This window comes from Actinomycetota bacterium, assembly GCA_035536535.1.
Lineage (GTDB): Bacteria > Actinomycetota > JAICYB01 > JAICYB01 > JAICYB01 > DATLNZ01.
The window spans coordinates 1-25,466 of sequence record DATLNZ010000121.1 but is presented as its reverse complement, the minus strand read 5'-3'; the positions used below and the strand labels follow the sequence as shown (position 1 = coordinate 25,466).

27 protein-coding genes are annotated in these 25,466 nt (G+C 69.3%); 18 read left to right on the top strand and 9 right to left on the bottom strand.

Translation table 11 applies throughout. The features are described from left to right. The 5 genes from VNE62_08305 to VNE62_08285 form a co-directional block, all read left to right on the top strand. Positions 1-1,051 (top strand): polysaccharide biosynthesis tyrosine autokinase (locus tag VNE62_08305; protein HVE92287.1); only part of this gene is annotated, 1,051 nt, incomplete at its 5' end. A gap of 120 nt (positions 1,052-1,171) precedes the next feature. Continuing rightward, positions 1,172-2,131: a hypothetical protein gene (locus VNE62_08300; protein ID HVE92286.1), complete on the top strand. Its 960-nt coding sequence runs from the start codon at positions 1,172-1,174 to the stop codon at positions 2,129-2,131. 95 nt (positions 2,132-2,226) lie between these two features. Continuing rightward, entirely contained in the window at positions 2,227-4,116 is a 1,890-nt protein-coding gene (locus tag VNE62_08295) for a DUF4012 domain-containing protein (GenBank protein ID HVE92285.1), read from the top strand. A gap of 5 nt (positions 4,117-4,121) precedes the next feature. After that, positions 4,122-4,940 carry a class I SAM-dependent methyltransferase gene (locus VNE62_08290; GenBank protein HVE92284.1) on the top strand — a complete coding sequence of 273 codons (819 nt, stop codon included), beginning with the start codon at positions 4,122-4,124 and terminating at the stop codon, positions 4,938-4,940. Positions 4,941-5,107: 167 nt separating this feature from the next. Continuing rightward, positions 5,108-5,902 (top strand): DUF72 domain-containing protein, encoded by a 795-nt coding sequence (locus VNE62_08285; protein ID HVE92283.1) that lies wholly within the window; start codon positions 5,108-5,110, stop codon positions 5,900-5,902. A gap of 9 nt (positions 5,903-5,911) precedes the next feature. Here VNE62_08285 and VNE62_08280 read toward each other — a convergent pair whose 3' ends face one another. Next, entirely contained in the window at positions 5,912-6,721 is an 810-nt protein-coding gene (locus tag VNE62_08280) for a hypothetical protein (GenBank protein HVE92282.1), read from the bottom strand. Between the two features lie 55 nt (positions 6,722-6,776). Here VNE62_08280 and VNE62_08275 point away from each other — a divergent pair, with 55 nt between their 5' ends. Then, positions 6,777-8,225, top strand: coding sequence for a leucyl aminopeptidase (locus VNE62_08275; GenBank protein HVE92281.1), 1,449 nt, complete (start codon positions 6,777-6,779; stop codon positions 8,223-8,225). A gap of 47 nt (positions 8,226-8,272) precedes the next feature. On the opposite strand, the gene VNE62_08270 is transcribed toward VNE62_08275, so the two are convergent. Together VNE62_08270 and VNE62_08265 are read right to left on the bottom strand one after the other, a co-directional pair. Further along, the gene (locus VNE62_08270; GenBank protein HVE92280.1) at positions 8,273-8,914 is read right to left on the bottom strand and encodes a class I SAM-dependent methyltransferase; all 642 of its coding nucleotides are present in this window, start codon (positions 8,912-8,914) and stop codon (positions 8,273-8,275) included. Positions 8,915-8,969: 55 nt separating this feature from the next. After that, entirely contained in the window at positions 8,970-9,335 is a 366-nt protein-coding gene (locus tag VNE62_08265; protein ID HVE92279.1) for a DUF2795 domain-containing protein, read from the bottom strand. A 127-nt stretch (positions 9,336-9,462) separates the two neighbouring features. Between VNE62_08265 and VNE62_08260 the strand changes: the two genes are divergently transcribed. The 5 genes from VNE62_08260 (at position 9,463) to VNE62_08240 (ending at position 13,777) form a co-directional block, all read left to right on the top strand. Then, a complete protein-coding gene (locus VNE62_08260) occupies positions 9,463-9,966 on the top strand; it encodes an SRPBCC family protein (protein HVE92278.1) in 504 nt (167 codons plus the stop codon). An 86-nt stretch (positions 9,967-10,052) separates the two neighbouring features. Continuing rightward, positions 10,053-10,259 (top strand): dodecin family protein, encoded by a 207-nt coding sequence (locus VNE62_08255; protein ID HVE92277.1) that lies wholly within the window; start codon positions 10,053-10,055, stop codon positions 10,257-10,259. Positions 10,260-10,266: 7 nt separating this feature from the next. After that, on the top strand, positions 10,267-10,959 hold the full coding sequence (locus VNE62_08250; GenBank protein HVE92276.1) for an MBL fold metallo-hydrolase: 693 nt from the start codon (positions 10,267-10,269) through the stop codon (positions 10,957-10,959). Then, positions 10,947-12,473 (top strand): AMP-binding protein, encoded by a 1,527-nt coding sequence (locus tag VNE62_08245; protein ID HVE92275.1) that lies wholly within the window; start codon positions 10,947-10,949, stop codon positions 12,471-12,473. Before VNE62_08250 ends, VNE62_08245 begins: the two co-directional genes overlap by 13 nt. Further along, positions 12,470-13,777, top strand: coding sequence for a Coenzyme F420 hydrogenase/dehydrogenase, beta subunit C-terminal domain (locus VNE62_08240; GenBank protein ID HVE92274.1), 1,308 nt, complete (start codon positions 12,470-12,472; stop codon positions 13,775-13,777). The genes VNE62_08245 and VNE62_08240 overlap by 4 nt, the downstream gene beginning before the upstream one ends. A 1-nt stretch (position 13,778) precedes the next feature. Here the strand turns inward: VNE62_08240 and VNE62_08235 are convergent, their stop codons facing one another. Continuing rightward, positions 13,779-14,603, bottom strand: coding sequence for a DNA-formamidopyrimidine glycosylase family protein (locus tag VNE62_08235; GenBank protein ID HVE92273.1), 825 nt, complete (start codon positions 14,601-14,603; stop codon positions 13,779-13,781). An 89-nt stretch (positions 14,604-14,692) separates the two neighbouring features. Here VNE62_08235 and VNE62_08230 point away from each other — a divergent pair, with 89 nt between their 5' ends. Further along, positions 14,693-15,547, top strand: a complete 855-nt coding sequence (locus VNE62_08230; GenBank protein HVE92272.1) for an LLM class flavin-dependent oxidoreductase — start codon at positions 14,693-14,695, stop codon at positions 15,545-15,547. 6 nt (positions 15,548-15,553) lie between these two features. Here the strand turns inward: VNE62_08230 and VNE62_08225 are convergent, their stop codons facing one another. After that, positions 15,554-16,402: an Mrp/NBP35 family ATP-binding protein gene (locus tag VNE62_08225; protein ID HVE92271.1), complete on the bottom strand. Its 849-nt coding sequence runs from the start codon at positions 16,400-16,402 to the stop codon at positions 15,554-15,556. Between the two features lie 75 nt (positions 16,403-16,477). Here VNE62_08225 and VNE62_08220 point away from each other — a divergent pair, with 75 nt between their 5' ends. Continuing rightward, positions 16,478-18,241, top strand: coding sequence for a CoA-transferase (locus VNE62_08220; GenBank protein ID HVE92270.1), 1,764 nt, complete (start codon positions 16,478-16,480; stop codon positions 18,239-18,241). Between the two features lie 27 nt (positions 18,242-18,268). Continuing rightward, the gene (locus VNE62_08215) at positions 18,269-18,505 is read left to right on the top strand and encodes a twin-arginine translocase TatA/TatE family subunit (protein HVE92269.1); all 237 of its coding nucleotides are present in this window, start codon (positions 18,269-18,271) and stop codon (positions 18,503-18,505) included. A gap of 330 nt (positions 18,506-18,835) precedes the next feature. On the opposite strand, the gene VNE62_08210 is transcribed toward VNE62_08215, so the two are convergent. The 4 genes from VNE62_08210 to fdxA are packed head-to-tail and all read right to left on the bottom strand — an operon-like array spanning position 18,836 to position 21,374. Next, a complete protein-coding gene (locus VNE62_08210) occupies positions 18,836-19,630 on the bottom strand; it encodes a hypothetical protein (GenBank protein ID HVE92268.1) in 795 nt (264 codons plus the stop codon). Between the two features lie 16 nt (positions 19,631-19,646). Further along, on the bottom strand, positions 19,647-20,795 hold the full coding sequence (locus tag VNE62_08205; GenBank protein HVE92267.1) for a pyridoxal-phosphate dependent enzyme: 1,149 nt from the start codon (positions 20,793-20,795) through the stop codon (positions 19,647-19,649). A gap of 7 nt (positions 20,796-20,802) precedes the next feature. After that, a complete protein-coding gene (locus VNE62_08200; GenBank protein ID HVE92266.1) occupies positions 20,803-21,030 on the bottom strand; it encodes a hypothetical protein in 228 nt (75 codons plus the stop codon). A gap of 50 nt (positions 21,031-21,080) precedes the next feature. Continuing rightward, entirely contained in the window at positions 21,081-21,374 is a 294-nt protein-coding gene (gene fdxA / locus VNE62_08195) for a ferredoxin (GenBank protein ID HVE92265.1), read from the bottom strand. Between the two features lie 138 nt (positions 21,375-21,512). Here fdxA and VNE62_08190 point away from each other — a divergent pair, with 138 nt between their 5' ends. From VNE62_08190 to VNE62_08175, 4 genes are all read left to right on the top strand, one after another. Then, positions 21,513-22,847 (top strand): magnesium chelatase, encoded by a 1,335-nt coding sequence (locus VNE62_08190; protein HVE92264.1) that lies wholly within the window; start codon positions 21,513-21,515, stop codon positions 22,845-22,847. A 103-nt stretch (positions 22,848-22,950) separates the two neighbouring features. Continuing rightward, entirely contained in the window at positions 22,951-23,817 is an 867-nt protein-coding gene (locus VNE62_08185; GenBank protein ID HVE92263.1) for an SPFH domain-containing protein, read from the top strand. 12 nt (positions 23,818-23,829) lie between these two features. Continuing rightward, positions 23,830-23,994, top strand: a complete 165-nt coding sequence (locus VNE62_08180; protein HVE92262.1) for a hypothetical protein — start codon at positions 23,830-23,832, stop codon at positions 23,992-23,994. Beyond that, positions 23,991-25,466: VWA domain-containing protein (locus tag VNE62_08175; protein ID HVE92261.1), on the top strand; the 1,476-nt coding region annotated here is incomplete at its 3' end. The genes VNE62_08180 and VNE62_08175, both read left to right, overlap by 4 nt.

Genomic DNA, 25,466 nt, shown 5'->3' with positions numbered 1-25,466 from the left:
GTTCACGGAGGAAATCCAGCGGCTGCAGAAGCCGACTCAGGGCGAGCCGGCGATCCAGGTGCGGGTGGTCGAGCCCGCCCTGCGGCCCGAAGAGCCCGTCTCACCCAGCGCGGTCAGGAACCTCGCTCTTGCGCTCGTTCTAGGCCTCCTTCTGGGCGTTGGGGCCGTGTTCCTTGCGGAATCGCTGGACACAACCGTGAAGGACCGCCACGACGTCGAGCGGCTGGTGGGGGCCCCCGTTCTGGCAACGGTCCCGCGGATCCAGACCGGGGGGGCCGAGGTCTACCTCGAGCGCGACCCCCAATCCATGGGGGCCGAGGCCTTCCGGAAGGTCCGGACCGCGATCCAGTTTCTCGGTGTTGACCGCCCGATCAAGGTCCTGCTGATCACCTCGCCGTTCCCAAGGGAAGGCAAGACGACCACCGCGCTGAACCTGGCGGCCTCCTTCGCTCAGGCGGGGATGAAGACCGTCCTGCTGGAGGCGGACCTGCGCCGCCCGACGCTTCACAGGGTCTTCGCCTCCGAGCAGGAAAAGGGATTGACGACCTGCCTGGTCGGCCGGATCTCGCTCCAGCAGGCGGTGCTGCCGACGCCGGTCCGAAACCTGTCGCACATCCCCGCCGGAGCGATCCCTCCCAACCCCGCGGAGCTTCTGTCGTCGCAGCACATGGGAAAGGTCCTGTCGGCGCTGCAGGCGGAGTTCGACATGGTGGTGGTGGACGCTCCGCCCCTGCTTCCGGTGGCCGACACGCCCGCCCTGGCGCATCGGGTGGACGGCGTGCTGCTTGTTGCCCGCGCCGGCCAGACCAACCGCGAGCGGCTGCGCGAGTCGGCCGAGTTGCTCCAGACCGTGGGCGGGCGGCTGTTGGGCGTGATCGTCAACTTCCAGCGGGTGGAGGACTCACCCGAGGGTTACCAGTACTACGGTTACAGGTCGTCCAAGCAGGCCTTTGAGTCGCCGGCGGGCACCGGACGAGCGGTGGCCCAGAAAGCCGATCGACCCCCGAATGGAGCCGTGTCCGAGCGCGGACGGGCCTCGAAACGGGCCTGACGGCCCCTGCTGATAGGGTGTTGACGCAGGTGGATCGTTGCTTGCAGCGGCTGTCGGAATCGGCAAGACTGTGCTGACTTGCAGACGACTACGTCGACTCAAACGAACAGGGGATCCCTCATGAGATATCTGCGTCTGTTTGCCCTCGCACTCGTGGCAGTTGTGGCCATGGCCGCGCCGGCAGCAGCCCAGTACCCCCCCGCAGGAGCAGACTGCGTGATCGTCAGTGATGAAGAGGGCGACGAGACGGCGACATTCAGGCAGGGCGAGGAGGTCGTGGTCGCCGGCGACACGGGCTGTGCCCCCGGTGGCGGCGATGTGAGGGGCAACCTTCACAGCCACGGCCCCATCCAGTTGTTCCTTGTGAAGGCTGCCGCGGATGGCAGCTACGAGGCGAGCCCAAGCCTCCCCTCGAACACTCCCACCGGCAGCCACACGATCCGGGTCATCGCCGGCGGCCGTGAGATCGGCTCTAAGGCGATCACGGTCACGGCGGCTTCGGCCGGCGGCACGAGCCGGCTCCCGGCAACGGGCGACGGCAGTGGCCGCAGGCTCCCCACCTCCGGTGGAGACATAGCCAAGCTCGCGCTGTTCGCGCTGATGCTGGTGCTTTTCGGCGGCTCGCTGATCGTGGCCACCTGGAAGCGGTGGCAGGTGGCGAAGGTCGAGTCGTCCTACGCCCCCACGCTCATGGGCCCCCCGGCGCTGAAGGCCACAGAAACGGAGCTGTTCGGCGCGGTGCGCCCGACGCGTGTGCATGACCCGGAGGACCTGCACGACACGGGCAACATTCCCCGCCTGGAGGTGGCTTCCGCGGAGCAGCCCACGCAACTGCTGGACCCCGTTCTGGACGCCACTGCGTTCGCGGACCCCGAGGCCGAGGAGTGGGCTGCTCGCGCCCTGTCCGAGGACGAAGCGGTCAGCGTGACGGCTCCCGAGGCCGTGGAGGCCCAGGAGGGCGTCGAGAGGGTCCGCACGCCAAAGGCCCGGCTGGTCAAGGCCAAGGCAGGGGTCCCGAGCTCTGAGGACGTCCTTTCACGCCTCGAGCAGGAGATCAACGCCTGGTCGAACCCGCAGTAGCGGGTCCGACCCGAAGCGGCCGCCGCCGAACCTGGCGGCGCAGGCTCCATCCGCGGCTCCAGTTCGCGCTCATAGTCGCGCTCGGCCTGCTGGTCGTGGGCGCGGTGATCACCACGCCGCCCGTGCTGTCCGTCAGGAGCCGCTCAAAGCAGGCCCGGGCGAGCCTGGAGGCCGCCGCGGGGGCCCTGCGCAGGCAGGACCCGGCGGGGGCCAGGGCCGACCTTGACGCAGCCGACGCGCAGCTGCGGGCGTCCCGGCGGCTGCTGCGGTCGCCCATCCTTCTTCCGGCCCGGGTCGTCCCTGTCGTTTCCCGGCAGCTGAAGGCCCTTGACGGGCTGACTCTCGCGGGGCGGCTGAGCGTTCAGGCAGCCGAAGCCGCTGCCGTCGCCGTGGAAGCGAGGCCCGCCGGCGGGTGGCGGGTGAGCGGGGGAGGCATCGACCTGGGAGCCACCGGCCGCGCGGCCCAGGCGCTCAAGCAGGCGGTCGCCCCGGCCAGGCGTGCGGAGGTGGCGTTGCGCCGGACCCCGTCCACCTGGCTCGCGCCCCCGCTTGCGGAGGCGCGGGCCGACGCCCTGCGAAGGGTCCGCTCGTCGCGGGTACAGGCTGAGCGGGGCTCGGCCGGACTGGACCTGCTGGGCACGCTGCTCGGACGCGACGGCCGGCGCAGGTACGTGGTCGCGTTCTCCAACCTCGCTGAGCTCAGAGGGACCGGGGGGCTGCTCGGGTACTTCGCGGTCCTGGAGACAAGCGGCGGCAAGCTGGGCCTGCTCGCGGGGTCCGGGCGCCCCGACCGTGAGCTCCCCACGCCCAGGGCGGCCGGGGTCCGGGTCCCGGACTGGTACCGCGACTCATACGAGCCGTACGCCGCGACGGCCATATGGCAGAACGTGAACCTGACCTCCGACTTCCCGACCGTGGCCCGGATCGTGTCGCAAGGGGTCCAGGGGCCGTTCGGTCAGGTGGACGGAATTATCCAGATCGACCCTGTTGGCCTGCAGCCGCTGCTTCGGCTGGCCGGCCCCCTCACCGTGCCGCCGTGGCCTGTGCCGATCTCGGCCGACACCGTGTCCAATATCGCCCACCACGAGGCATACGTCCGTTTCGAAAGCGACAACGACCAGCGCATCGCGTTTTTGGGCAGCCTGGTGGAGAACGTGTTCGGCAGGGCTTTGCGAAGCGGTACGGGCGAGATCAACGCCGGCGTCATAGAGGGATTTTCAAGGGCCGTGTCCGGAGGACACATACAGATGCACGCTCAGCGTCCGCAGGAGCAGCGTCAGCTCGAGCGGCTGGGGCTTGCGGGAGGCGTGGCCCGGGCGTCCGGGGCGACCGACGTTCTGGGGCTGGTGTCGGACAATGCCGTCGGAAACAAGATCGACTGGTTTTTGCGGCGCGACGTCCGGTACGAGGCGACGCTGGACCCGCAAAGCGGCACAGCGAAGACCCGGCTCGATGCGACCCTGACGAATGAAGCGCCCTCGTCGGGTCTTCCCGACTACGTCATCGGATCGCCCTTGCCGGAGATCGCCAAAGGAGTCAGCCGCCAGATCCTCGTGCTCCTGCGGTCGGAGCAGGCGGCTCCCCCGCGGATACGACTCGCGGGCCGGCGGTACATCCCCAGGGCCGGCCGGGAGGCCCGCCTGCGCAACTTCCACGTCCGCCGGCTGGACATCGCGCCCAAGGGCCGGGTGCGTCTGCTGGCGACGTCTGAGGTCCCACGCGCCGTCCGGGGGTCGGGGCGTCACCGCGTGTACCGGCTTCACGTGCTGCGGCAGCCGGTCGCCCATCCCGACACCTACCACGTGCGTGTTCGGGGGCCGAGGGGTTGGCGGGTGACCGGGGAGTCGTCGTTTGACGGTCCGCTTGAGTCCGACCTCGTGATGGACGTGCGCATGGTCCAGACCCGGCGTGCCTGGCTCGTGGACAGGCTGATCCTGGAGCCCGCGAGCTGGCTGCGCGACACGACGGCAGGGCTGCTGGACTAAGCCGCGTGAAGCCGCTGCCCGACGTGGTGACGAAGGCGCTTGCCTTCACGCGGGCCGGGCTCTCCCGGCCCTCGGAGGTGCCGGCGAGGATCAGGGCGCGTATCGAGTCGGGCGGATCCGGTGGACCCGGGGGCCGCTACGAGGCCGTAGGAGGCGGCGTGGCGCTGGTGCGTCTGCACGAGCTGCTCGGCGCGCCGTACCCGTGCCAGGGGTGCGACGGGTTTGAGCAGGTGTGGGCCGCGGTCCGGGCGAGGGTGACCGGACGGGCGGCCGGCGTGGAACCGCATGACGCCGACCGGCTCCTGGCCTTGCTGGTGTGGACTGCAACCCGACACGTCCGGCCCCAAGCCGTAGTCGAGACCGGTGTGGCCAGGGGCCTGACCACGGCCTGCATCCTCGCCGCTTTGGAGGCAAACGGGACCGGCAGGTTGTGGAGCATCGACCTTCCTCCGATCGCTGCGCGATGGCGGACGGAGACGGGATCGGCGGTGTCCGACACGGGTCGTGAAAGGTGGACGTACGTCCGGGGGCCGAGTCGCTCGCGGCTGAAGCAGGTGCTACGGGAGGCCGGTCCCGTGGGGGTCTTCGTCCACGACAGCCTCCACACCGCTCCCAACATGCGGTTCGAGTTCGAGTGCGCGTGGCCGCCGCTCGTTCGCGGCGGGGTGCTCATCGCTGACGACATCGACGACAACGACGCCTTCGGCCGCTTCTTTTCGTCGGCCCCCGAAGTCGCAGGGTGGCTCGCGGTGAAGGAAGCCGACAAGGACGCGATCGCGGGGATCGCCGTGAAGACAGCTTCGCGCCCAGATGGGGGCGCCTAGCTTTTCCCGGAATTGGTGAAGCCGCCGCCTTCGGAGGGGGGTAGCTTCGAAGATTGCTGCGAGGCATTCCGAGACGACGACTTCACTGGCCATAACGACTCTCGCGTGTCCAGCCGTCGGGGGGGCCGCGCGTTGCGTGCCTCTGCGTTCACGTAAGCACTTTGCAGGTGACGGGCGGTCGCTTTGACGCGCGGGTGGGAGTCGTCCACCCTCAGCAGATGCCATCGGCCTTTGTCGGCACCTCCGGGTTCGCGTCCCCTTCGTGCAGAAGCGACCTGCGAGCCGCCACGGGGGCTTCCGAAGATCTGCTGCGCGGGTACTCGCAGCGCTTTGAGGTCCTCGAGATGGACTCGTGCTTTTACCGACCTCCGAACCGCGACACCGTGCGGTCGTGGGCGGACGCCACTCCTGCCGACTTCCGCCTCTCGGTTCGTGTGCCGCGCGACGTGACGCACGTGGACCGGCTGAAGGACGCCTCGGGCGTCCAGCGCTACCTGGACACGCTAGAGCCTCTGGACGGCCGGCTGCGGGCCCTGCTTTTCACGGTCGCGCCCTCCATGGAGTGCGACATGCGGCGGCTCCGGGCGGTCCTGGGGGCGCTGCCGGAGGGGGTGCTGTCCGCCTGGGAGTGCCGCCACCCCTCATGGTCCGAGCCCGAGGTGGTGGAGGTGATGGGCGCCTACGGCGCGGCCGTTGCGGGGGTGGAGACCGAGGACGGGCTCAGCGGCTCGGTCTGTCTGGGAGAGGACACCCCGGCCCCCCCGTTCGCGTACGTCAGGTTCCGCCGGGACTCCTACCGCGCGGCCGACCTCGTGTCCTGGGGAAAGATGCTGCGGCGGTGCCTGCGCTCCGGGCGCGACGTGTACGCGTTCTTCCGGCAGTCCGCCGAAGCGATGGCTTACGCACAGGCCATGATCGAGCTGCTCCAGGACGAAGAGCCGGCCTCCGCGGGAGCGGCGTAGCCGCCAGCATTACAACGGGACCTGGACATCAAGAACGCCCAGCAGGGCGGTGAAGCTGGCGACAAAGCACAGCAGCACCTGCAGGTACAGGATCCCGGTGGCCGACATGATCGAACGTGTTCGCACCAGGTGGTGGACCATCGCCGCGAGAACAGCGGTGAAGCCCACGAAAGCGATCGCCGTCACTGCGCCCAGTGTGGCCACGTCTCCTCGACGTGGATTCACCACCAGAAGCCCCGCAGCCATGAGGAAAAGGGCGATGGACCCCCACACGGCCCACACCAGCCTGCGCAGCGGGCCCGTCCTGAGGCCCGGCTGGTTTAAGTGCCAGTGCCCGAGCAGCATCGAGTTCGTGACCGATCCCAGCAGGAGCGCGGCCGTGGACACGACGGCTGCGACGGCCCAACGTCCAGCCATTTCGACATAAGCGCTGCCGTTCTCCACCACGATCTCGGCGGTCGCCGCCGCGGATGCGAACTGGGCCGTGTCGGTCGTCCAAGCCAACAGCGGGATCCCAGCGGCCGCCGTGACAGCGCCGACCCAGATGTCGGCCCCCCTGTACACGCTTGCGAAGGTCACAAGGCAGGCGGCCGAATACGCGGCGAGCACCAGCATGCCGCGTCGCTCAAAGCCGCTGCCCGCCGCGGCCGCCCCAGCGGCAGCAGCAGCCAGTCCGGCGGCGACCAGCCACGTGACTTTGAAGTGTCCCGGTTGCACGGGTGTGCGCACGCGCGCAAGCAGCGCGAACAGCGCAGTGCCGACCGCCCAGCAGCTGAGCACGAGCATCAGCACCACGGATGCGGGGGGAATGTCCGCCATGTGGCGTCGATACTAGGATGCTTCGGCGCCCACACACCGCATGACAGGGGGAGACATGAACGTACAAACCGTCCGGGGAGCGATCGGCGACGTCCAGGCCGAGGTCGTCGTCGTGCCGGTCTACGAAGGCGAGCAGGCCACACGCCGTCCGTTGAAGGACGTGGACAGGACCGCCGGTGGCCACATCGCCGCCGCCATCTCATCCGGGGAGTTCAAAGCCAAGGTTTTCGAGACTTCGCTTTGGCCCGGCAACGGGGCCGGCCGTGTCCTGCTTGTGGGCGCGGGTCCGAAAGCCAAGGCGGACGCTGCCGTCATGCGGAGGGTCTACGGAGCGGCGGCCCGGGCCGTCCGGGACAAGTTCTCGTCGGTGGCCCTGCTGCTGCGCTCGGACGCGCACGCGGAGTCGGCGGTGGACGGATTCTCAGAGGGCGACTTCGAGCCGGACCTGTACCGCACCGAACGCAAGACCAGCAAGGTCCAGACCGTGACCGTCGTGGGAGCCGGGGACATGCGACGCCAGACCGAGGAGGGCCGGGTGCTCGGGGGCGCGGTGAACCTGTGCCGGACGCTGGTGACCATGCCCCCCAACGAGCTGACTCCGAGGGCGCTGGCGGATCGAGCGACCGCGGAGCTCACCGAGGTGGGCGTGAAGGTCGAGGTCCTTCGGGGCAAGGCCATTCAGCGCATGGGGGGCCTTCTGGGCGTGGCTCAGGGGTCCAGTGAGGCGCCGCAGTTCATCACGATGGCGTGGGAGCCGGCGCGCGCAAAGCGCGCGCCGGTGCTCGGCCTGGTCGGCAAGGGCGTGACTTTCGACTCAGGGGGCCTGTCGCTCAAACCGGCCCAGAGCATGGACTGGATGAAAGGCGACATGGCGGGCGCCGCCGCGGTCATCTCGGCCATGAGGGCCATAGCCGAGCTCAAGGTGCCGGTCAGGGTCCTGGCCGCCTGCCCGGCGACCGAGAACATGCCTTCGGGCACCGCCACGCGGGTGGGCGACGTGCTGCGGATGTACAGCGGCAAGACCGCCGAGGTCCTCAACACCGACGCCGAGGGCAGGCTGATCCTGGCCGACGCGCTGGCCTGGCTGGCCGAGCGGGGCGTGACGCACATGGTCGACGCGGCGACGCTGACCGGCGCCATGGAGATCGCCCTGGGTAACGTCGCCTTCGGCGTCATGGGCAACGCGGACGCCTGGGTTGACCGCGTGGTGGCTTCCGCGCGCCGCTCCGGCGAGCGCGCCTGGCCGCTCCCGCTTTACGACGAGTACCGCGAGCAGATCAAGTCCGAGGTTGCCGACGTCAAGAACATCGGCGGACGTCCGGGTGGCGCCATCACGGCCGGATGGTTTCTGAGGGAGTTCGTCCCCGACGAGCTTCCCTGGGCCCACATGGACATCGCTGGCGTGGCGTGGGGTGACGCCAAGCCTTGGCGGGCAAAAGGCGCCACGGGGGCCGGCGTCCGGACCTTCGTCCGACTGGCCCAGGACCTCGCCGCCCGCGCCTGAGGACTACTTCACCGAAGCCCGGGCAACGACGGGATGAAGCGCGGGCTTCAAGGTCTCTTGATCGCCAGAACCGATTTGGGTAACCAGCAGAACCGTTCGCTCACGATCTGAGCCTCAGGGAACAGTTGCGCCATGTCCTTTGCGTCCAGGAGCCGGATCTCGTCGAGGATGGCGTCCACCTCAGTCGCGGACGGCCGGGTGATGAGGCCCCAGCCGGTGAAGTTCCTCACCAGCCGCTTTCTCCATGTGGGCGGGAGCCAGTGGATGAACGGAGCCAGCAGGTGTGGCTCGATCGGGAAGCGCCGGTCCGGCGTCTGCACGAAGTAGCCCTTCCCGACTCGTTCGGCCTCAGCCGCGAACAGTTCCTGGTCCCGGCGTGTTCCGACGTGCTCTACGACCGAGTTGCTGTACACAACGTCGAATGAGCCGTCCAGAAATGGAAGATGCCTTCCGTCCGCGACCACCGCGCCCACGCGGGCGGCGCGTTGCGCTGCCGGATCGATCTGCAGGTTGGACAGGATCAGCCTGGGCCGCTCGTCGATCAGTTCCCAGTTGAACATCCCGCCCCCGACGTCCAGCACCCGGAGACGCTCGAGGGGGCCGAAAGTCCGCCTGAACAGGAGCATTCGCTTTGTCCGGAAGTGCCTGAGCACCGGCGCATAGACCCTGTGGATGTCGAGGCGCTTCATGCGCACCCTGGGCGGCGAAGGGTCTGTTCGGCGGCTCCCGGCCCAGCTGATCGCGTTAGTCGGCCGGCTTGGGGTGTGACTCGTGGGTCTCGTGGGTGCCGCCGAGGGCGTCCCAGATCGCCTGGGCGTTCTCGAACTCGCCGTCGGGCAACTCCCGGAGCTGTGACATCACCTCGGGCGGGGCCTGCATCTCGCCAGCGCTCTTGAGCAGGGCCTCCCTGTCCGCCGGAAAGGCCGAAGGCTGCAGGTGCCGTGCGAGCTCCCGCCGGGCCTGGATCTCGTCGGGGCTGAGCGACGACGGCTCCGGAGCCTCGTCGTGTCCCCTGACCGTGTTGGCGAGTGCTTCGCGCTGGCCCCGTTCGTACTCCTCGGCCAGGGTGTCGTCTGCCCGGGCGCCGTGTTTGTCGCTTTCGTGTGGCACGAGACATCTCCTCTCTCCGACCGCAGGACGTACCCGTGGGGGCTGAGGTTAAACAACCGCCGATGTTTGCCGTCCTGCAGGGGGGGGATGTTAGTCGTTCAAGGCAAATCGGCCACAGGAGGGTTCCATGGCATCAGTAGAGAAGTCGATCGAGGTCAGCGTCCCGGTGCGTACGGCCTACAACCAGTGGACGCAGTTTGAGGAGTTTCCGCAGTTCATGGAGGGCGTCGAGCAGGTCAAGCAGCTCGATGACGCGCGGCTCCACTGGGTTGCGGAGGTTGCGGGAGTACGCCGCGAGTGGGACGCCAGGATCACAGAGCAGCTGCCCGACGAGCGGATCGCATGGACCGCCGAAGGCGGCGCCCAGAACGCCGGCGTGGTCACCTTCCACAAGCTGGACGACGCCACGACCAAGGTCATGCTGCAGCTGGACTACGAGCCCGAGGGTGCGGTCGAGCAGATCGGCGACAAGCTCGGCTTCGTGACGCGGCGCGTGACGGGCGACCTGGAGCGGTTCAAGCAGTTCATCGAGAACCGAGGCACTGAGTCCGGCGCCTGGCGCGGAACCATCGAGCAGGGCGACAAGACCGGCGCATCGGCCGGCCAAAGCGGCGGATCGCCCACCGTCTAGGCTCAGAACGGCCAAAGGGCACCCGCCTTGTGCGGGTGTCCTTTTGCGTGCGGTAGGTTTCCCCCCTGCCCAGTGAAGGGAGCGATATGTCCGAGTCGGTCGCAAGGGTCACGGAGATCAGCGCCGTGTCCGACAAGAGCTTCGAGGACGCCATCCGCGTCGGGGTGGAGCGGGCCGCGGCGACGCTGCGCAACGTCAGGTCCGCGTGGGTCAAGGAGCAGCGCGTGGACGTTGCCGACGGCCGCATCTCCAAGTACCAGGTCAACCTGCTCATCACGTTCGTCCTCGAGTAAGCGCAGTTTGATCCTCGAGCGGTTCGTCTGCGGACGCACGCGCACAAACGCCTACCTGATGGCCGGCGACGGCGCGAGCGGCTGCTATGTCGTGGACCCCGGCTCCGGCGCCAGCCCGAAGATCTGGTCCGCTGCGCAGGACCTGGGCCTGGTGGTCGAGGCGGTGCTGCTGACCCACGGCCACCCCGACCACGTCTGGAGCGCAAGGGACCTGTCGGACCGGTGCTCGGCCCCCGTCCTTCTGCACGCCCTGGACGCGGTGTGGCTGGACGACTGCGCATCCGGGGGCCTGCTGCGGGGGGTGACCCACGGGGGCCGGCTCGTGTCCAGGCTCCGGCGCCTGAGGCCGGCGAGGCTTGAGGCGGTCGAACCCGGTGACATCGAGGTCGCGGGGTGCCGGGTCAGGGTGATCCACACCCCGGGGCACACGCCCGGGGGAGTCTGCTATGACGCCGGCGAGGTCTGCTTTACCGGCGACAGCCTGTTCGCCGGGGGTCTCGGGCACACCGGCTATCCGGGCGGCGACGGCGCGGTCCTGCGGAGGTCGGTCGTTGAGTCGCTGCTGCCGTCGCTGGACGGCTCGGTGAGGATTCTGCCGGGCCACGGTCCGCAGACCACGGTCGCAGATGCCCGCCGCCGCCTCGGGACGGCCCAGGCCCAGCCGGCGGCGTCCGGGGAGGGGTCAGCCTGGACCTCCTGACCGCTCACGCCGCTTCCCAGCCGGGCAAGGCGGCGGCCGTCGCCGACGGTGCCGTTCTCACGTACGCGCAGCTGGAGGAGCGGTCCAACCGCCTGGCCAACGCCCTGCTTGCGCAAGGCGTCGCATCCGGCGACAAGTGCTCGTCCGCCGGCCACAACTCGCTGGACCAGTTCGTGGTCTCGGCCGCCACGCGCAAGATGCGCGCGGTTGGGGTGCCGATGAACTACCGCCTCAAGCCGGCCGAGATTCGGTACCAGCTGCGGGACAGCGAGTCGGTTGCGGTGTTCTGCGGTCCGGAGCTGGTCGAAGCGGTGGACTCGGTGCGGGCCGAGTGTCCACTGCTCAGGCTCTGCGTCTCGTGGGGGCAGTCGAGCCCGCCGCACGGCTGGAGGCTTCTGGAGGAGGTCATTGCCACCGGGGCCCCCGAACCTCCGCCGCTGGCAGAGGGCGGCCTCTTGGGGCCCTCCATGACCTACACCGCCGGGACGACCGGCAACCCGAAGGGGGCCTACCGCGCATCGGGCTCGGACCCGTCGGTGGTGCTTTCCTACATCGCCGAGTTCGGCTTGCGGGCCGACGACGTCCATCTGATTGCCGGGCCGCTTTACCACTCGGCCCCCGCGATCTTCGCCGCCATAACGCTGGTGCTCGGGGGGACGAACGTCGTGATGCCGAGGTTCGATCCCGAGCGGGCGCTCGAGCTGATCGCCGGACACGGCTGCACGTCGGCCTTTATGGCGCCGACTCTGCTGCAAAGGATCGTGGACCTGCCGGCCGAGGTGCTGGGCCGCTACGACGTTTCGAGCATGCGGTGCCTGATCATGGCCGCCGCCCCCTGCCCGTATGAGCTCAAGCGCCGGGTGATGCAGTTGTTCGGTCAGACGCTCTACGAGTTCTACGGCTCCAGCGAGTCCGGCATGAACACGCTGATCCGGCCGCACGAGCAGCTCGCCAAGCCCGGGTCGTGCGGCCGGGTCACCGAAGGCGTGGAGATCGAGATCCTCGACGAGCAGGCGCAGCAGTGCCCGCGGGGGGTGCCGGGGGAGATCTGGATCAAGTCGCCTGCGCTGATCACCGAGTACTACCGCAGGCCGCAGGAGACGGAGGCGTCGCGGCGCGGGGAGTTTTTCACGGTCGGAGACGTCGGATACCTCGACGACGACGGCTACCTGTACATCGTGGACCGAAAGCGCGACATGATCATCTCCGGCGGGGTGAACATCTACTCGGCGGAGGTCGAGTCGGCCATCCACTCCCATCCCGGCGTCAGCGACGTGGCGGTGATCGGAGTCCCGGACGACCAATGGGGGGAATCCGTGCACGCGATAGTCCAGCCGGCCCCCGGAGCGGACCTCACCTCCGAGCAGATCCAGAGGTGGGTGGGGGAGCGGCTGGCCGACTACAAGCGCCCCAGGTCGGTGGAGTTCAGGCAGCTGCCCCGCGACCTGGCGGGCAAGATCCGCAAGCGGGAGCTCCGCGAGCCGTATTGGCAGGGCCGGGAGGCGAGAGTGTGAGCCAGTGGCGCGAGCTTTTCCGGGAGATCGTTGCCACCGACGTCTGCTGCGGCTGCGCCGCGTGTGTGCTCGTGTGCCCGCACCACGTCCTGGGCTACGACTACGCCATGGAAAAGCCGTTTCAGACAGACGTCGAGCGCCCGGACGACTGCAGCCACGGACAGACCGGCTGCGACATCTGCGCGAGAGCCTGCCCGCGCCTGGACCACGACGCCGGCATCTGGCGGTGGAACTGGCCGGAGCTGGAGCAGCACCTGTTCGGACGCATCCGCGGTCCGGACGACCTGTTCGGCGTGCACCGGCAGGTGGTGATCGCCCGGTCATCGGACCCCGAGGTCGTCGCGAAGTCCCAGGACGGCGGGATCGGGTCCGCGCTGCTCCTGCACGGGCTCGAGACGGGCACGCTGGACGGTGCCGTCGTGTCTGCTTTCGACGGGGCCAGCCAGATGACGCAGCCCGCGCTGGTCACGACGCCCGAGGAGGTGCTCGGCACCTCACGGTCCCGCTACACCTACTGCGCCACGCCGCTGGCACTGAAAGCCGCCTTTGAGCGCAGGCTGCGCAGGGTGGCGATGGTCGGGGTGTCCTGCGAGGTCTCGGCCGCCCCGATGCTGGCCATGTCCGGAGTGCGCAAGTGGTCCAACCGCATCGCCCTGACGATCGGGCTCATGTGCTCCGAGACTTTTCTGCCGGAGCCGTTTTTGGAGGCGACGCTGCAGGGCCGCTACGGCATCGACATGACCCGCGTCGCCAAGATCAACATCAAAGGACGAATCGTCGTGACGATGGACACCGGCGAGGACATCGAGATCCCGCTGGCGGAGTGCCGTCCGATGGCCCGGACCTGGGGGTGCCCGTTCTGTCCGGACTTCTCCGCCGAGCACGCGGACATCTCCCTCGGGGGCCTGGGCATGGAGGGCTGGTGCATCGTGGTCGTGCGGACCGAGCGCGGGGAGGCGTTCTGGGACGAGCTGGTGCGTTCGGGCAGGGCCGACGTGCGGCCCGCGGAGACCGAGCCGGCGGTGATGGACCTTCTCGTGCGGCTGGCCCGCAGACAGCGGCGGCGTCCACGCAACGTGGAGCGCTTCATGTCCGAAGGCCGCGAAGGCCCCTGGACCGTGATCGACACCGAGGCCGTCCTGAAGCGGGGGTCGCCGGAGGCCGCGTTCGCGCCCGCGGGCTCACGACCCGCCGAGCCCCTTGCGGCCACTGCGTCGGCGGGGGCTTCGCCCAGGGGCGAGCCGCCGCCCGTGGGAGACCCGACCCACGAGGCACCGGCGAAAAAGGCCGCGCCGGAAGCCTGAGTCAGCTCTGGCAGCGCGCGCAGAAGTAGGAGGTCCGGCCCCCGAGAGTCGCGGCGTTCAGCGGCCGGCCACAGCTCGGACACGGCACCGCCGTCAGCCCCGGCCCCGTCCGCTGTCTGGCCGCCCGCGTCCGGACGTCCGCCAGCGCCAGCCGTGGGCGCCTGCCCGCCTCGGCAGCGCGGATCCCGCGCCTGAGAGTGGACCGGATCGCGCGGTGCAGGTTTCTGGACTCGGCCGCCGACAGTGTGTTCGCGGGCCTGTCCGGACGTATCCCCGCCTCGAACAGCGCCTCGTCGGCGTAGATGTTGCCGATGCCCGCCAAAAACCCCTGGTCCAGAAGGACACCCTTCACCGGCCCCCGCCGCCGCGACAGGGTCTCGGCGAACCACGCAGCCGGCGCCTCCAGCGGCTCGGGGCCGAGCCCCCAGAGCAGGTCGGTCACGAGCGCCCGCGGCGACAGCCGGATGTAGCCGAGCCTGCGCTGGTTGCGGTAGCGCAGCTGTGTGGAGTCGTCGAACTCAAAGACCAGCCGGTCCCATCGGTGAGCCGGCTCCCCGGGCGCGGCGGGGTGGGGGTGTCCGGTCATCCCGAAGTGCAGGCCGAGCACCGGGCCGTTGGCGGCTTTGTCGTCGGTGAACGCCAGCAGCAGCTTCCCGCGACGGTGCGTCCTGGTGACGGTGCGCCCGGTCAGCGCCCGCTCGAATTTCGCGGGAGTGGTGTCCCGCAGCATCCACGCGTCCAGGGCCCGGACGCGCCTGATGCGCCGGCCCCCCATGTGGCGGTCGATGACCAGCCGGAAACCCTCCACTTCGGGCAGCTCTGGCATCTCGTCGACTCTCGGGTCGCTGTCCGGCTGGGGTGCGTGCCTCCCGATAGTGTGTCGGCCATGACCCGGCCCCCGCGAGCCCCGCTGACATGAAGGTGGGCGTCGCCCTGCCCCACTACGACCAGCCGGGGGCCCCCGCGGACATGCAGCGGGTGGTGGACGTGTCTCGGGAGTGCGAGCGGCTGGGCTTTGACTCGGTGTGGGTGTCCGACCACCTCGTGTTCGACCTCGCGAAGTACGGGGGCTCCGCCGACCCCATCGGCTGCCTCGAGCCGCTGACGACGCTGGCCGTGCTGGCCCGGGAGACGTCGCGGGTGCGCCTCGGGACGATGGTGCTGTGCAACGAGCTGCGACACCCGGCCCTCGTGGCCAAGGCTGCGGCGTCCATCGACCTGGCTTCCGCCGGCCGGCTGGAGCTCGGAATCGGAGCCGGCTGGTACGAACGCGACTTCCTTCCCTTCGGAATCTCCATGCCGCGCCCAGGGGTCCGGCTGGCGCGCCTGGCGGAGTCGGTGGAGGTCCTGAAGGGCCTGCTGTCGGGCCGGCCGTTCTCGTGGTCGGGACGCCACTACCGGATCGACGACGCGGTGATGATGCCGCCGCCGGCCCAGCGGCCCCGTCCGGCCATCTGGGTGGGAGGCAAGGGCGATCGTGCCGTGGCGCTGGCGGGCCGGGTGGGCGACGGCTGGAACGCCGCCTGGTTCTCCGACCCCGCCGCCTACAAAGACCGGATCAGGCGGCTCGGCGGGTCGAAGGTGCGCCGGTCGATCGGCCAGTACGCGCAGGGCAGCGCGCAGGAGATGGTGGACCGGCTTCAGGCCTTCGCGGCGCTGGGGGTGGAGCACGCCGTCATGTGCTTCGGCACGGTGCCGTTCGCGCTGGACGACCCGGACGACGTGGCCAGGTTCGCATCGGACGTCCTGCCCCACGTCCGGGGGGCCTAGCGAGGTTCAGCGGGGACGTGGCTTTCCGTTGCCGCCCCGGCCCCCGGTGCCGCTGACAGACAGCCTCCTTCGGGGACGGAACTTGGTCAGGGCGTCGCCAATCTCCAAAAACGACTGCGTGACAGGATGGTCCGGGTTGGTCCACACGAACGGCTCGCCGGCGTCCGACGACTCGCGCAACTCGGGGATGAGGGGGATCGAGCCGTACAAAGGGACGCCGAGGGTCTCGGCGAGCTGCCCGCCACCTCCGGACCCGAAGATCTCACCCGCCATGTTCTCCACGACTCCCAGCACCCGCAGCTTCACCTTGTTCGTGCCGTTGGCGGCGCGTTCGGCGACCTTTTGGGCCACGGGCTGCGGGGTCGTGACCACGACCATGCCCATGGCCGGCAGAAAGGTCGCCAGCGAGATCACGATGTCGCCGGTGCCGGGCGGCAGGTCGATGAGCAGGTAGTCCAGGTCGTCGCCCCACCTGATGTCCGTGAGGAACTGCTCGAGCGCCTTGTGGAGCATCGGCCCCCGGAACATCAGCGGGTCCTCCTCGCGCTCCAGGAAGAAGCCGATGGAGATGACCTTGACGCCGTTTCGCTCCAGTGGCTCGATCATCCCGTCCGATCCGGACGGACGCTGCCCGCGCAGTCCGAACATCCGCGGGATGGAGAACCCCCAGATGTCGGCGTCCATGACCCCGACGCTGTGCCCCCTCAGAGCCATGGCCGCGGCGACGTTGGTGGTGACGGTGGACTTGCCCACGCCGCCCTTGCCGGACGAGATGCCGATGACCATCGTCCGGCTGTCGGGGCGGCTGAATGGGATGTCCGGGCCGGGAGCGGGGGCCGGACGCATGGCGTCCATGGCTCTCCTTGGGTCGTTGGGCGGCAGAGGTCGAACGTAGCACGGCCTCCCGCCGGCGTCCTCTACAGTGCTGCCGTGGACGATCCGGCCGCACGCGCTGCCCTGGTGGCCCGGGGGCCAGACAAGGTGGCGACTCTGGCCAGCGCGGTCAAGGACCACGTGCGGCCCGGCGATCACATCCACTTCACGTCGGGCCTGAGCCGTCCCCAGGCGTCGTGCATGCAGCTGCTGCGGACCTTCGCCGGCACCAGCCCCGGGTTCACGCTTTCGTGCATGTCGCTGGCCGGGCCCTACGTTCTGCTGGTCTCCGAGGGCCTTGTGGCGGATGTGATCTGCGCCTTCCACGGCGACACGCTGCCCACGCCGGGACCCAACCCCCTGCTGCAGAGGACGCACGCCGAAGGCGCTTTCACGCTGAGCTGCTGGTCCATCCTGTCGTTCACCCAGCGGCTCCTTGCAGGTGCGCTAGGCCTCCCGTGGATGCCCACCCGGTCCCTGGCCGGGTCGTCGATGCAGGCCAACGCCGAGGTGCTGGAGTTGGACGGGACCCTGGCGGTGCGCGCCCTGGTCCCGGACGTCGCCTTTGTCCACGCCGTCGCCGCGGACCGGTACGGAAACGTGCTTCTCGGCGCCCCGTTCGGGGACCTGTGCCTCGGCGCGTGGGGGGCCAGGCGGGGCGCGATAGTGACCGTCGAGAAGGTCGTCGAGCCGGAGGTGGTCGCGGCCCACCCCGTCCACATGAGGCTTCCCGGCAACCGGGTGCTTGCGGTCGCGGAGGTGCCGTTCGGGGCCCACCCCGGCCCCCTTTTCGCCGAGGGGCTGCGGGACCTGGTCGAGCCGTACGCGGAGGATCCGGACTTCTGGACCGGGTTCAGGCGCGCCTGCAGGGACCCCGGTGAGATGGCGGACTGGCGCTCGCAATGGGTGGACACCACCCACGACGGCTACCTCGCGCGCCTGGGGCAGGAACGCTTGGAGTTGCTGCGCGACCGCGCCGCCCCGCAGGAGCCGTCGCCTCGACCGGGACCACTTCGCGCCGGCGCCGCTGCCCCGCGCGAGGCGGCGCCCGCCGCGGCCGGACCCGCACCCGCGGACGATCCCGCCCCTACCGAGGCGGAGATGGCGGTCGTCGCCGGCGCCCGGGCCCTCGCCGCCCGCGTGCGGAAGCTCGGCCTCCGGACGGTGCTCGCGGGCGTGGGGCTGTCGAACCTGTCGGCGTGGCTGGCACGGGCGGATCTCGCGGCCCAGGGGACGCCACTGGATCTGATGGTGGAGCTGGGCCTGTACGACTACCTGCCGCCGCTCGGCGACCCGCTGCTGGTTTCCAACCGGACCGCGGCCACCGCGACCGGACTGGGCAGCGTCCTGGACATCCTGGGCCTGGCGCTGTCCGCCACCGCCTCCGCCGGGATCCTGGGGGCCGGACAGGTCGACCGCCGCGGCAACATCAACTCGTCGGTCACTGCCGACGGCCGGTTGCTCGTCGGGTCCGGGGGGTCCAACGATGTTGCCTCCATCTGCCGCGACGTGGTGGTTGTGTGCGTGCAGTCCAAGGACCGGTTCGTCCACGAGGTGCCGTACGTCACCGCGCCGGGACGTCCGGTGAGCGTGGTCGCCACTCAGGCCGGGCTCTACGAGCGGGTGGACGGCGAGCTGGTCCTGTCCGCCGTGTTCGGCGACTTGGCCGACGGGGTGGCCCGAGCCCGCGACGAGTGCGGCTGGGCCCTGCGGGTGGCTGGCGAGGTGAGGATCCTCGACGACCCCTTGGCGCACGAGGTGGCGCTGATCAGGGCCTACGACCCGTCCGGGTGGTATGTGGGGCGGCCGTCCCGCCGTTAAAGTAGGGACACGACGCGGAGGTGAGCGATGAGATTTCTCGGTGGCCCGGAAGTGCTCCTCGTAGTTTTGCTGATCGTCCTGCTGTTCGGCGCCAGCCGGCTACCCAGGCTTGCCCGGTCGATGCGGGAGGCCCGCGACGAGTTCGAAAAGGGCAGGACGGACTCGCGGGACGAGTCCGAAAAGGGCGGGACAGGGTCGCGGGACCTGTCCAGGGAGAGCAGAACGGTGCCCCAGCCGCCGGCGGCGGCAGACGAAAGTGCCTGAGCGGCCCGCCGGGATCCATCCGGTCGCCCTCTTCTCCCTGGAGCGTTAGGGTCCCTTTTTCGTGGGGCTTTCGCCTCACGAATCCGTTCCCTTCACGACTCCCGAGAGTCTCGACAGGCTTCCTTCTGTCTCCCGACTGACCGCTCAGGCAACGACAATCTAGCCCGGCTGCGGGAGGCCCGTCAAGGCCTCTGACCTGCGCAAATGCTCACAACGCCCTGACCTGCGCGTGTGGAAAAAAGTTGTTTGTGACCAGCGGATTGTGGACGGATTTTCCTGCTTTCCCACAGCTTTCGCACCGCTTTTCCAGGAACGAAAGGTGCGAGATTGCTAGGGACCGCCGGCTCCGGCGTCCGGGTTGGTTCCGGTCTCCCCGCCTGACCCGGGGTCGAGTTCGCCGGCCGGCGGCGCGCCGGGTTCCGGCGGTGCGCCCTCGGCGCTGGGTCCCGTTGGGGCGCCGGGCGGTGCGCCTTCGGGCCCGGGGAGGCCTCCGGCTCCCGGTGGCCCGCCCTGGCGCTGCTGCATCGCCGTCTGCGGGTTAGGCATCGGCGACGCGCCCTTGGACGGCTTCGGCCCGAACCTGATGACTATGTCGTCGCCGTGGTGGAGGACGAACTTGCCGGGGTGTCCCTTGACGGGCTTGCCGTTGGCCTGGACCACGAGCTTGTGCTTGGCGTCGCTGCCCTGGCACTTCTCGCCGTCCTTGTAGTCGGTGCCGTCCGAAAACAGCAGGGAGTTGCGGCCCTTCTCGCGGGTGAGGAAGGTCTCGGAGACCCCCAAAAAGGCTTCGAGGTTGGCGTTGTCGAGGGAGAACGCGGGGGTCTTCGGGTGGATGTGGATCTGGCCGTCACCCTGGGCGCCGCGGTCGTGGGTGTGGATCTCGCCCTCGCTCTGCCGGAAGGGCGTGACGGGGGCCCCGCAGATCTCAATGCGGTACTTGGCGTGCCAGTGGTCCCCCGGCTGCGCGCCGCGCGTGATCTCGGGCTTGTTGAAAAACGAGTAGACGATGCCGCTGGTCCCGAGCGCGAGCAGCCCGACCAGAATCGCGATAAACGCGAGCTGGCCGCGGTGCTTCTTTTTTAGGGGAGCGCGCGCCTTTACGCGCCGCTGCTGGCGGGTCGGCATGATCCGCGGGAGTCTATCAGAGGCGCACGCTGTAACCGGCCTGGCCGAGCGCGCGCACGACCTCGGTCGCGTGGTCTCGGTTCCGCGTCTCCAGGAGCAGCTCCACGTCCACCGCTCCGACGGCCAGTGAGGCGCCCGCGCGGTGGTGGACGACCGAAAGGACGTTCACGAGCTTGTCGGCGAGCAGGGTGAGGACGCTCTGCAGCTCTCCGGGACGGTCCGTCAGCTCCAAGCGCACGAACAGGTACCGTCCGGCCTGCGACAGGCCGTGACGGATGACCCGCATCAGCAGGCCCGGGTCGATGTTGCCGCCGGAGGCGATCAGGACGCTGGTGCCCGTGGTGGGCACGGCCCCGGCCAGAACGCCGGCCACCGCCAGTGCCCCGGCCCCCTCGAGCACCTGCTTCATCCGCTCCAGGGCGAAAAGAATCGCCGCGCTGATCTCGTCCTCGTCGACGCTGACGATGTCGTCCACCAGGGCATCTATGACCGGCTGCGTCTGATCGCCGGGGCGCTTGACGGCGACGCCGTCGGCGATGGTCGCCGGAGCCGACGACGGCCGCACGCCGATGATCTTGGTTGACGGGCACAGAGCCTTGACCGCCGTGGCGACGCCCGAGATGAGGCCGCCGCCGCCCAGTGGGACCACGACCCGGTCTGCCTCCTTCACGTCCTGGCAGATCTCCAGTCCCACCGTCCCCTGTCCGGACATGATCCAGGGGTCGTCAAAGGCGTGGACAAGGACGCTGCCGCACTCCGAAGCGATCTCCCTGGCCCGGCGCAGGGAGTCCTCGAAGGTGTCCCCGGACAGCTCGACCTGCGCCCCGTACCGCCTCGTCGCCTCGACCTTCTGCAGCGGTGCGAAGACGGGCATCACCACCGTCGACCGGATACCGAGCGCCGACGCCGCCCAGGCGACGCCCTGGGCGTGGTTGCCGGCGCTGGCCGCCACGACGCCGCGCTTGCGCTGGTCGTCGTCGAGCTTGCACAGCCGGACATAGGCGCCCCGGATCTTGAACGACCCGGTCCTCTGCAGATGCTCGGCTTTGATGAGGACCGTTCCGGAGCTTCGCGACGAAAGGCTCGAGGAGGTGAGCACGGGCGTCCGCTGGGCAATGCCCGAAAGCAGCCCGGCCGCCTCCTGGACCTCCGACAGCCGGACCATCGGCGCGCTAGCGGGGACCGCGCGCGGGGACGATCCTGCCAAAGCGGATGCGGTGCAGCGGGACCTGCACGACGCTGTCGTCGCGCTTGCGGACGTGCAGCAGGAGCGACTCACCCTGGCGCTCAGCCCGCTCCAGGACCCCCACCGCCTCGCTGCGGGCGCCGTCGGGCTCGAAGTACTGGATCGAGATGCGCTTGCCGACGTCGTGGGGGCCGAACGCGACGGTTCGGCTCACGGCCTGCGGCTCCGGGTCATCCGCGGCGCCCTCCGTCGTTTTCGGTGTCGTCAGCCCTCCAGGGCGGGCGCGTACGGGCTCTGGGAGGCGCCGCCCGAGGCGTCCGGGTGCTGGGTGAAAAAGTCCGCGTTCATCTGTGTGAACGGCTTCCACTCCCCGGGGACGTCGTCGGCGGGGAAGATGGCGTCCACCGGGCAGACCGGCATGCACGCGTCACAGTCCACGCACTCCTGGGGGTGGATGAAAAGCTGCGCGGCGTCCTCGTAGATGCAGTCGACGGGGCACTCCTCGACGCAGGCCCTGTCCTTGATGTCCACGCACGGTTCGCAGATCACATAAGTCATGTATGAGCACCTCTCCAGCGGTCCCTGATGCCTTCGCGCCTCACTATACTGACCGCCGACCGCACTGCAGGAGAGCTTTCAGTGCCCCACGAAACCACCCTTGGCGCCCTCAGATCAGCAGGCTGGACCCCGCGTTCGGTGCGCGACGAGCTGCGTGCCAACCTGCTGGACCGGCTTCGAAACGGCGAGGACGTCGTAGCCGGAGTGAGAGGTTACGAGGACACGGTGCTGCCTGCCGTGGAGAACGCCGTCCTCGCCGGCCACGACATTGTGTTTCTGGGCGAGCGCGGCCAGGCGAAGTCGCGGATCATGCGGTCGCTGGTGGGACTGCTGGACGAGGCGGTGCCAGCCATCGCCGGATGCGAGATCAACGACGACCCCTTTTCGCCCATCTGTCATGCGTGCCGGACGAAGGTCGACGGGATGGGCGACGACACGCCCCTGGTCTGGCTGTCCCGCGACGAGCGCTACTCCGAGAAGCTGGCCACGCCAGACATCTCAGTCGCCGACCTGATCGGCGAGGTGGACCCGATAAAGGTGGCGGAGGGGCGGTACCTGTCCGACGAGCTGACCATCCACTTCGGACTGATCCCGCGCACTCACCGGGGCATCTTCGCGATCAACGAGCTGCCCGACCTGGCAGAGCGCATCCAGGTGTCGCTGCTCAACCTGCTGTCCGAGCGCGACATCCAGATCCGCGGGTACAAGGTCCGCCTGCCTCTGGACGTCGTATGCCTGGCGTCGGCAAACCCGGAGGACTACACCAACCGCGGTCGGATCATCACTCCGCTCAAGGACCGGTTCGGCGCCCAGATCCGCACCCACTACCCGCGCACGGTCGCCGAGGAGGTCGCGATCGTGGAGCAGGAGGCCAACGTGATCGACGCGGGGCCCGCTCTGCGGTTTCCGGCGTACATGAAGGAGGTCGTGGGGGAGCTGACCCACCAAGCGCGGCGGTCCACACAGGTCAACCAGAGGTCCGGGGTTTCGGTTCGTCTTTCGATCTGCAACCACGAGACGCTGGCCGCCAGCGCAGTCCGGCGCGCGGTGAAGCTGGGTGAAAAGGAGGCCGTCCCGCGCGTGAGCGACCTCGACTCGGTCGCGGCGTCCACGCTGGGCAAGGTGGAGGTCGAGGCTCTCGAGGAGGGCAAGGAGTCCGAGATCCTCGACAAGCTCGTCCGGCAGGCGGTGTTCACGACGTTCCAGCGCCGGATGCGCGGCGAGGGCTTTGCCGACCTGGTGGAGTCCTTTGACGAGGGGCTGGAGGTGGAGACGTCGCCCGGAATGGGGGCCGAGGCCGTCTGCAGGCAGTTCGGCGAGCTCAAGGGCATGTCCAAGGCTCTGGAGAAGCTGGAGGCCGGCGAGTCCGCGGCCACGACGGCGGCGGCGCTTGAGTTCATCTGCGAGGGCCTGCACCTGTCCAAGCGGCTGAACAAGGTCCAGACGGCGACCGGCGTCCGCTACGGCCGGTAGTCCCACACGGCCTCTCCGGGGGCCGGTTCCTGCGCATGGCTCCCGTTGACTCGTCCCCGCCCCTCTGTTATCGTTGTGATATCACTTCGATATGGGAGGGGCGATGAGGGAGAAAGCTGCCAGGCAGGTCTCGGGGTTCACGATGCTGCTGCTGGACTTCGTCATGTGGCTGGCGGCGGCAGCCGCCATCCCGTGGGGGATCCTCAACAAGAACTACTTCGTCGGCTGGGGCGGCGCGGCCCTGGCGGTCGTGGCGCTTGTGATCGCGACCGGGTTCATGATCGTGGCTCCCAATCAGTCCCGGGTGGTCACCTTCCTGGGCCGGTATTTGGGGACGGTCCGTCGCAACGGGTTCTCCTGGACGTACCCGCTGACCCTGCGCAAGAGCCTGTCGCTCAGGATCCAGAACTTCGACAGCCAGACGCTCAAGGTGAACGACGCGGTCGGCAACCCGATCGAGGTTGCCGCGGTGATCGTGTGGCGCGTCGTGGACACCGCCAAGGCGGCCTTCGAGGTCGAGGACTACCAGGAGTTCGTGAAGATCCAGACCGAGACCGCGGTCCGGCACATGACAAGCGAGTACCCCTACGACTCCTACGAGCCGGGACAGCACTCGCTTCGTGCCAACGCCGACGAGGTCATGGCGTCGCTTCACGGCGAACTGCAGCAGCAGCTTCAGACCGCGGGAGTCGAGGTGATCCGCACGCAGCTTCGGCGGCTTGCCTACGCCCCCGAGATCGCCGCCGACATGCTTCGGCGCCAGCAGGCCGACGCCGTGGTCGCCGCGCGACAGCGGATCGTCGAGGGCGCGGTGGGCATGGTGGACGAGGCGCTGACGATGCTGGCCGCCAAGGACATCGTGGAGCTCGACGACCAGCGCAAGGCCGCCATGGTCTCCAATCTGCTGGTGGTGTTGTGTAGCGAGCACCACGCCCAGCCGATCGTCAACACGGGGACGCTGTACCAGTAGGCGAGCAGGCCCTTGGCCGACCGCAAGAGCTTTCTCCTGCGCATCGACCCGGCGCTGTACGAGGCGCTGGAGAAGTGGGCTGCCGACGAGCTGCGCAGCGTGAACGCGCAGATCGAGTACCTGCTCACCGACGCGGTTCGCAAGTGCGGACGCGAGCGTAAGGTGAAGCCCAAATGACCCCCGCTCGGTACTCCCGGTGGGACGGGAGCCAGGATCCCTGGGCGGACGCCGACGCGCTGCTGGACAGCCTCAGCGACGACGTCCTTGAGTTTGGGGACCTGCAGCAGGCCCTCAGGCGGATGCTGCAGCGGGGCTTTGACCTGGATGGCCGCCGCATCACCGGCGTGCAGTCGCTGGCCGAGCGGCTGCGGGCGCTACGCCGTCACGAGCTCCAGGCCCACGACATGGACTCGGTCGTGTCCGGGATCGAGGACGCGCTGCGCGAGGTCCGGGAGATGGAGTCGCGCGAGGTGGACGAGCGGATGCGGCTGCGCGACGAAGAGCACCCGGGGGGGTCAGGCCGGTCCGTGCCGGCGGCCGACGACCCGCTGGACGCACTGGAGCGTGAGATGGCCCGGCCCCCGTTCGGACCGCGGCTGGACGTCCGGTCGGAGTGGCTGGACCGCCTGGAGGGACGTCCGGGCGAGGCCCTGAGGAGCCTGCAGTCCTACGACTTTCTGTCCCCGGAGGCCGAGTCGAAGTTCCGAGAGCTCGTGGACGGCCTGCGCTCGCAGGTCATGCAGCAGTACTTCAAGGGGGCCGAGCAGGCGCTGTCGAACCTGACTCCGGAGGCCGTGGAGCGGACCAAGGCGATGCTGTCGGAGCTCAACGACATGATCCGCCGCCGCGAGGACCGACAGCCCTACGACTTCGACGGCTTTATGCAGCGGCACGGGGAGTTCTTCCCGGACAACCCGCGCGACCTCGACCAACTGCTCGAGGGCCTCGCGCGGCGAATGGCCATGGCCCAGGCGATGATGGCGTCGATGTCGCCGGAGATGCGCGCCCGGCTCGAAGAGATGATGGGTGCGCTGATGGCCGACGCCGACCTCAGCTTCCAGATGAATGAGCTGACGCATGCCTTGCGCGGGATGTTGCCCCCGGGCATGTGGGACCGGGGGCTTCCGTTTGAGGGGTCCGACCCTCTGGACATGTCGCGCGCGATGGAGGTCCTGGAGCGGCTGCAGGAGGCCGAGGACCTGGAGCAGTACCTGCGGGGAGTCACCCGTCCGGGCGACCTGGACGAAGTCGACCTGGACCGCGTGTCCTCGCTGCTGGGACCGGAGGCGGCGAGGGACCTCAAGCGCCTGCAGGAGATCGAACGGATGCTCGAGGACGCGGGGTACGTCCAGAGGTCCCGGGGCCGCCTGGACATCACCCCCCAGGGGGTCCGGCGCATCGGGCGCCAGGCGCTGGGCTCTGTCTACTCGCGACTGAAGGCAGCACTGGCGGGAGACCACCAGATCCCGCGGTCCGGACGCGGCGGCGACCTGACCGGAGAAACCAAGCCGTACGAGTTCGGCGACCCGTTTCACATCGAGGTCAAGCAGACGGTGTTCGAGGCGGTCCGCCGCTCGGGGGCCGGGACGCCTGTGCGGATCCGTCCGGAGGACTTTCAGGTGGAGCGGACCGAGCACCGCGTCCAGGCC

What these genes read in the sequence shown, in the direction of transcription:
- VNE62_08300 (HVE92286.1), top strand. Translation starts at nt 1,172, where the DNA reads ATGAGATATCTGCGTCTGTTTGCCCTCGCACTCGTGGCAGTTGTGGCC.
- VNE62_08280 (HVE92282.1), bottom strand. Translation starts at nt 6,721, where the DNA reads ATGGCGGACATTCCCCCCGCATCCGTGGTGCTGATGCTCGTGCTCAGC.
- VNE62_08275 (HVE92281.1), top strand. Translation starts at nt 6,777, where the DNA reads ATGAACGTACAAACCGTCCGGGGAGCGATCGGCGACGTCCAGGCCGAG.
- VNE62_08270 (HVE92280.1), bottom strand. Translation starts at nt 8,914, where the DNA reads ATGAAGCGCCTCGACATCCACAGGGTCTATGCGCCGGTGCTCAGGCAC.
- VNE62_08260 (HVE92278.1), top strand. Translation starts at nt 9,463, where the DNA reads ATGGCATCAGTAGAGAAGTCGATCGAGGTCAGCGTCCCGGTGCGTACG.
- VNE62_08255 (HVE92277.1), top strand. Translation starts at nt 10,053, where the DNA reads ATGTCCGAGTCGGTCGCAAGGGTCACGGAGATCAGCGCCGTGTCCGAC.
- VNE62_08235 (HVE92273.1), bottom strand. Translation starts at nt 14,603, where the DNA reads ATGCCAGAGCTGCCCGAAGTGGAGGGTTTCCGGCTGGTCATCGACCGC.
- VNE62_08230 (HVE92272.1), top strand. Translation starts at nt 14,693, where the DNA reads ATGAAGGTGGGCGTCGCCCTGCCCCACTACGACCAGCCGGGGGCCCCC.
- VNE62_08225 (HVE92271.1), bottom strand. Translation starts at nt 16,402, where the DNA reads ATGGACGCCATGCGTCCGGCCCCCGCTCCCGGCCCGGACATCCCATTC.
- VNE62_08215 (HVE92269.1), top strand. Translation starts at nt 18,269, where the DNA reads ATGAGATTTCTCGGTGGCCCGGAAGTGCTCCTCGTAGTTTTGCTGATC.
- VNE62_08210 (HVE92268.1), bottom strand. Translation starts at nt 19,630, where the DNA reads ATGCCGACCCGCCAGCAGCGGCGCGTAAAGGCGCGCGCTCCCCTAAAA.
- VNE62_08205 (HVE92267.1), bottom strand. Translation starts at nt 20,795, where the DNA reads ATGGTCCGGCTGTCGGAGGTCCAGGAGGCGGCCGGGCTGCTTTCGGGC.
- fdxA (HVE92265.1), bottom strand. Translation starts at nt 21,374, where the DNA reads ATGACTTATGTGATCTGCGAACCGTGCGTGGACATCAAGGACAGGGCC.
- VNE62_08185 (HVE92263.1), top strand. Translation starts at nt 22,951, where the DNA reads ATGAGGGAGAAAGCTGCCAGGCAGGTCTCGGGGTTCACGATGCTGCTG.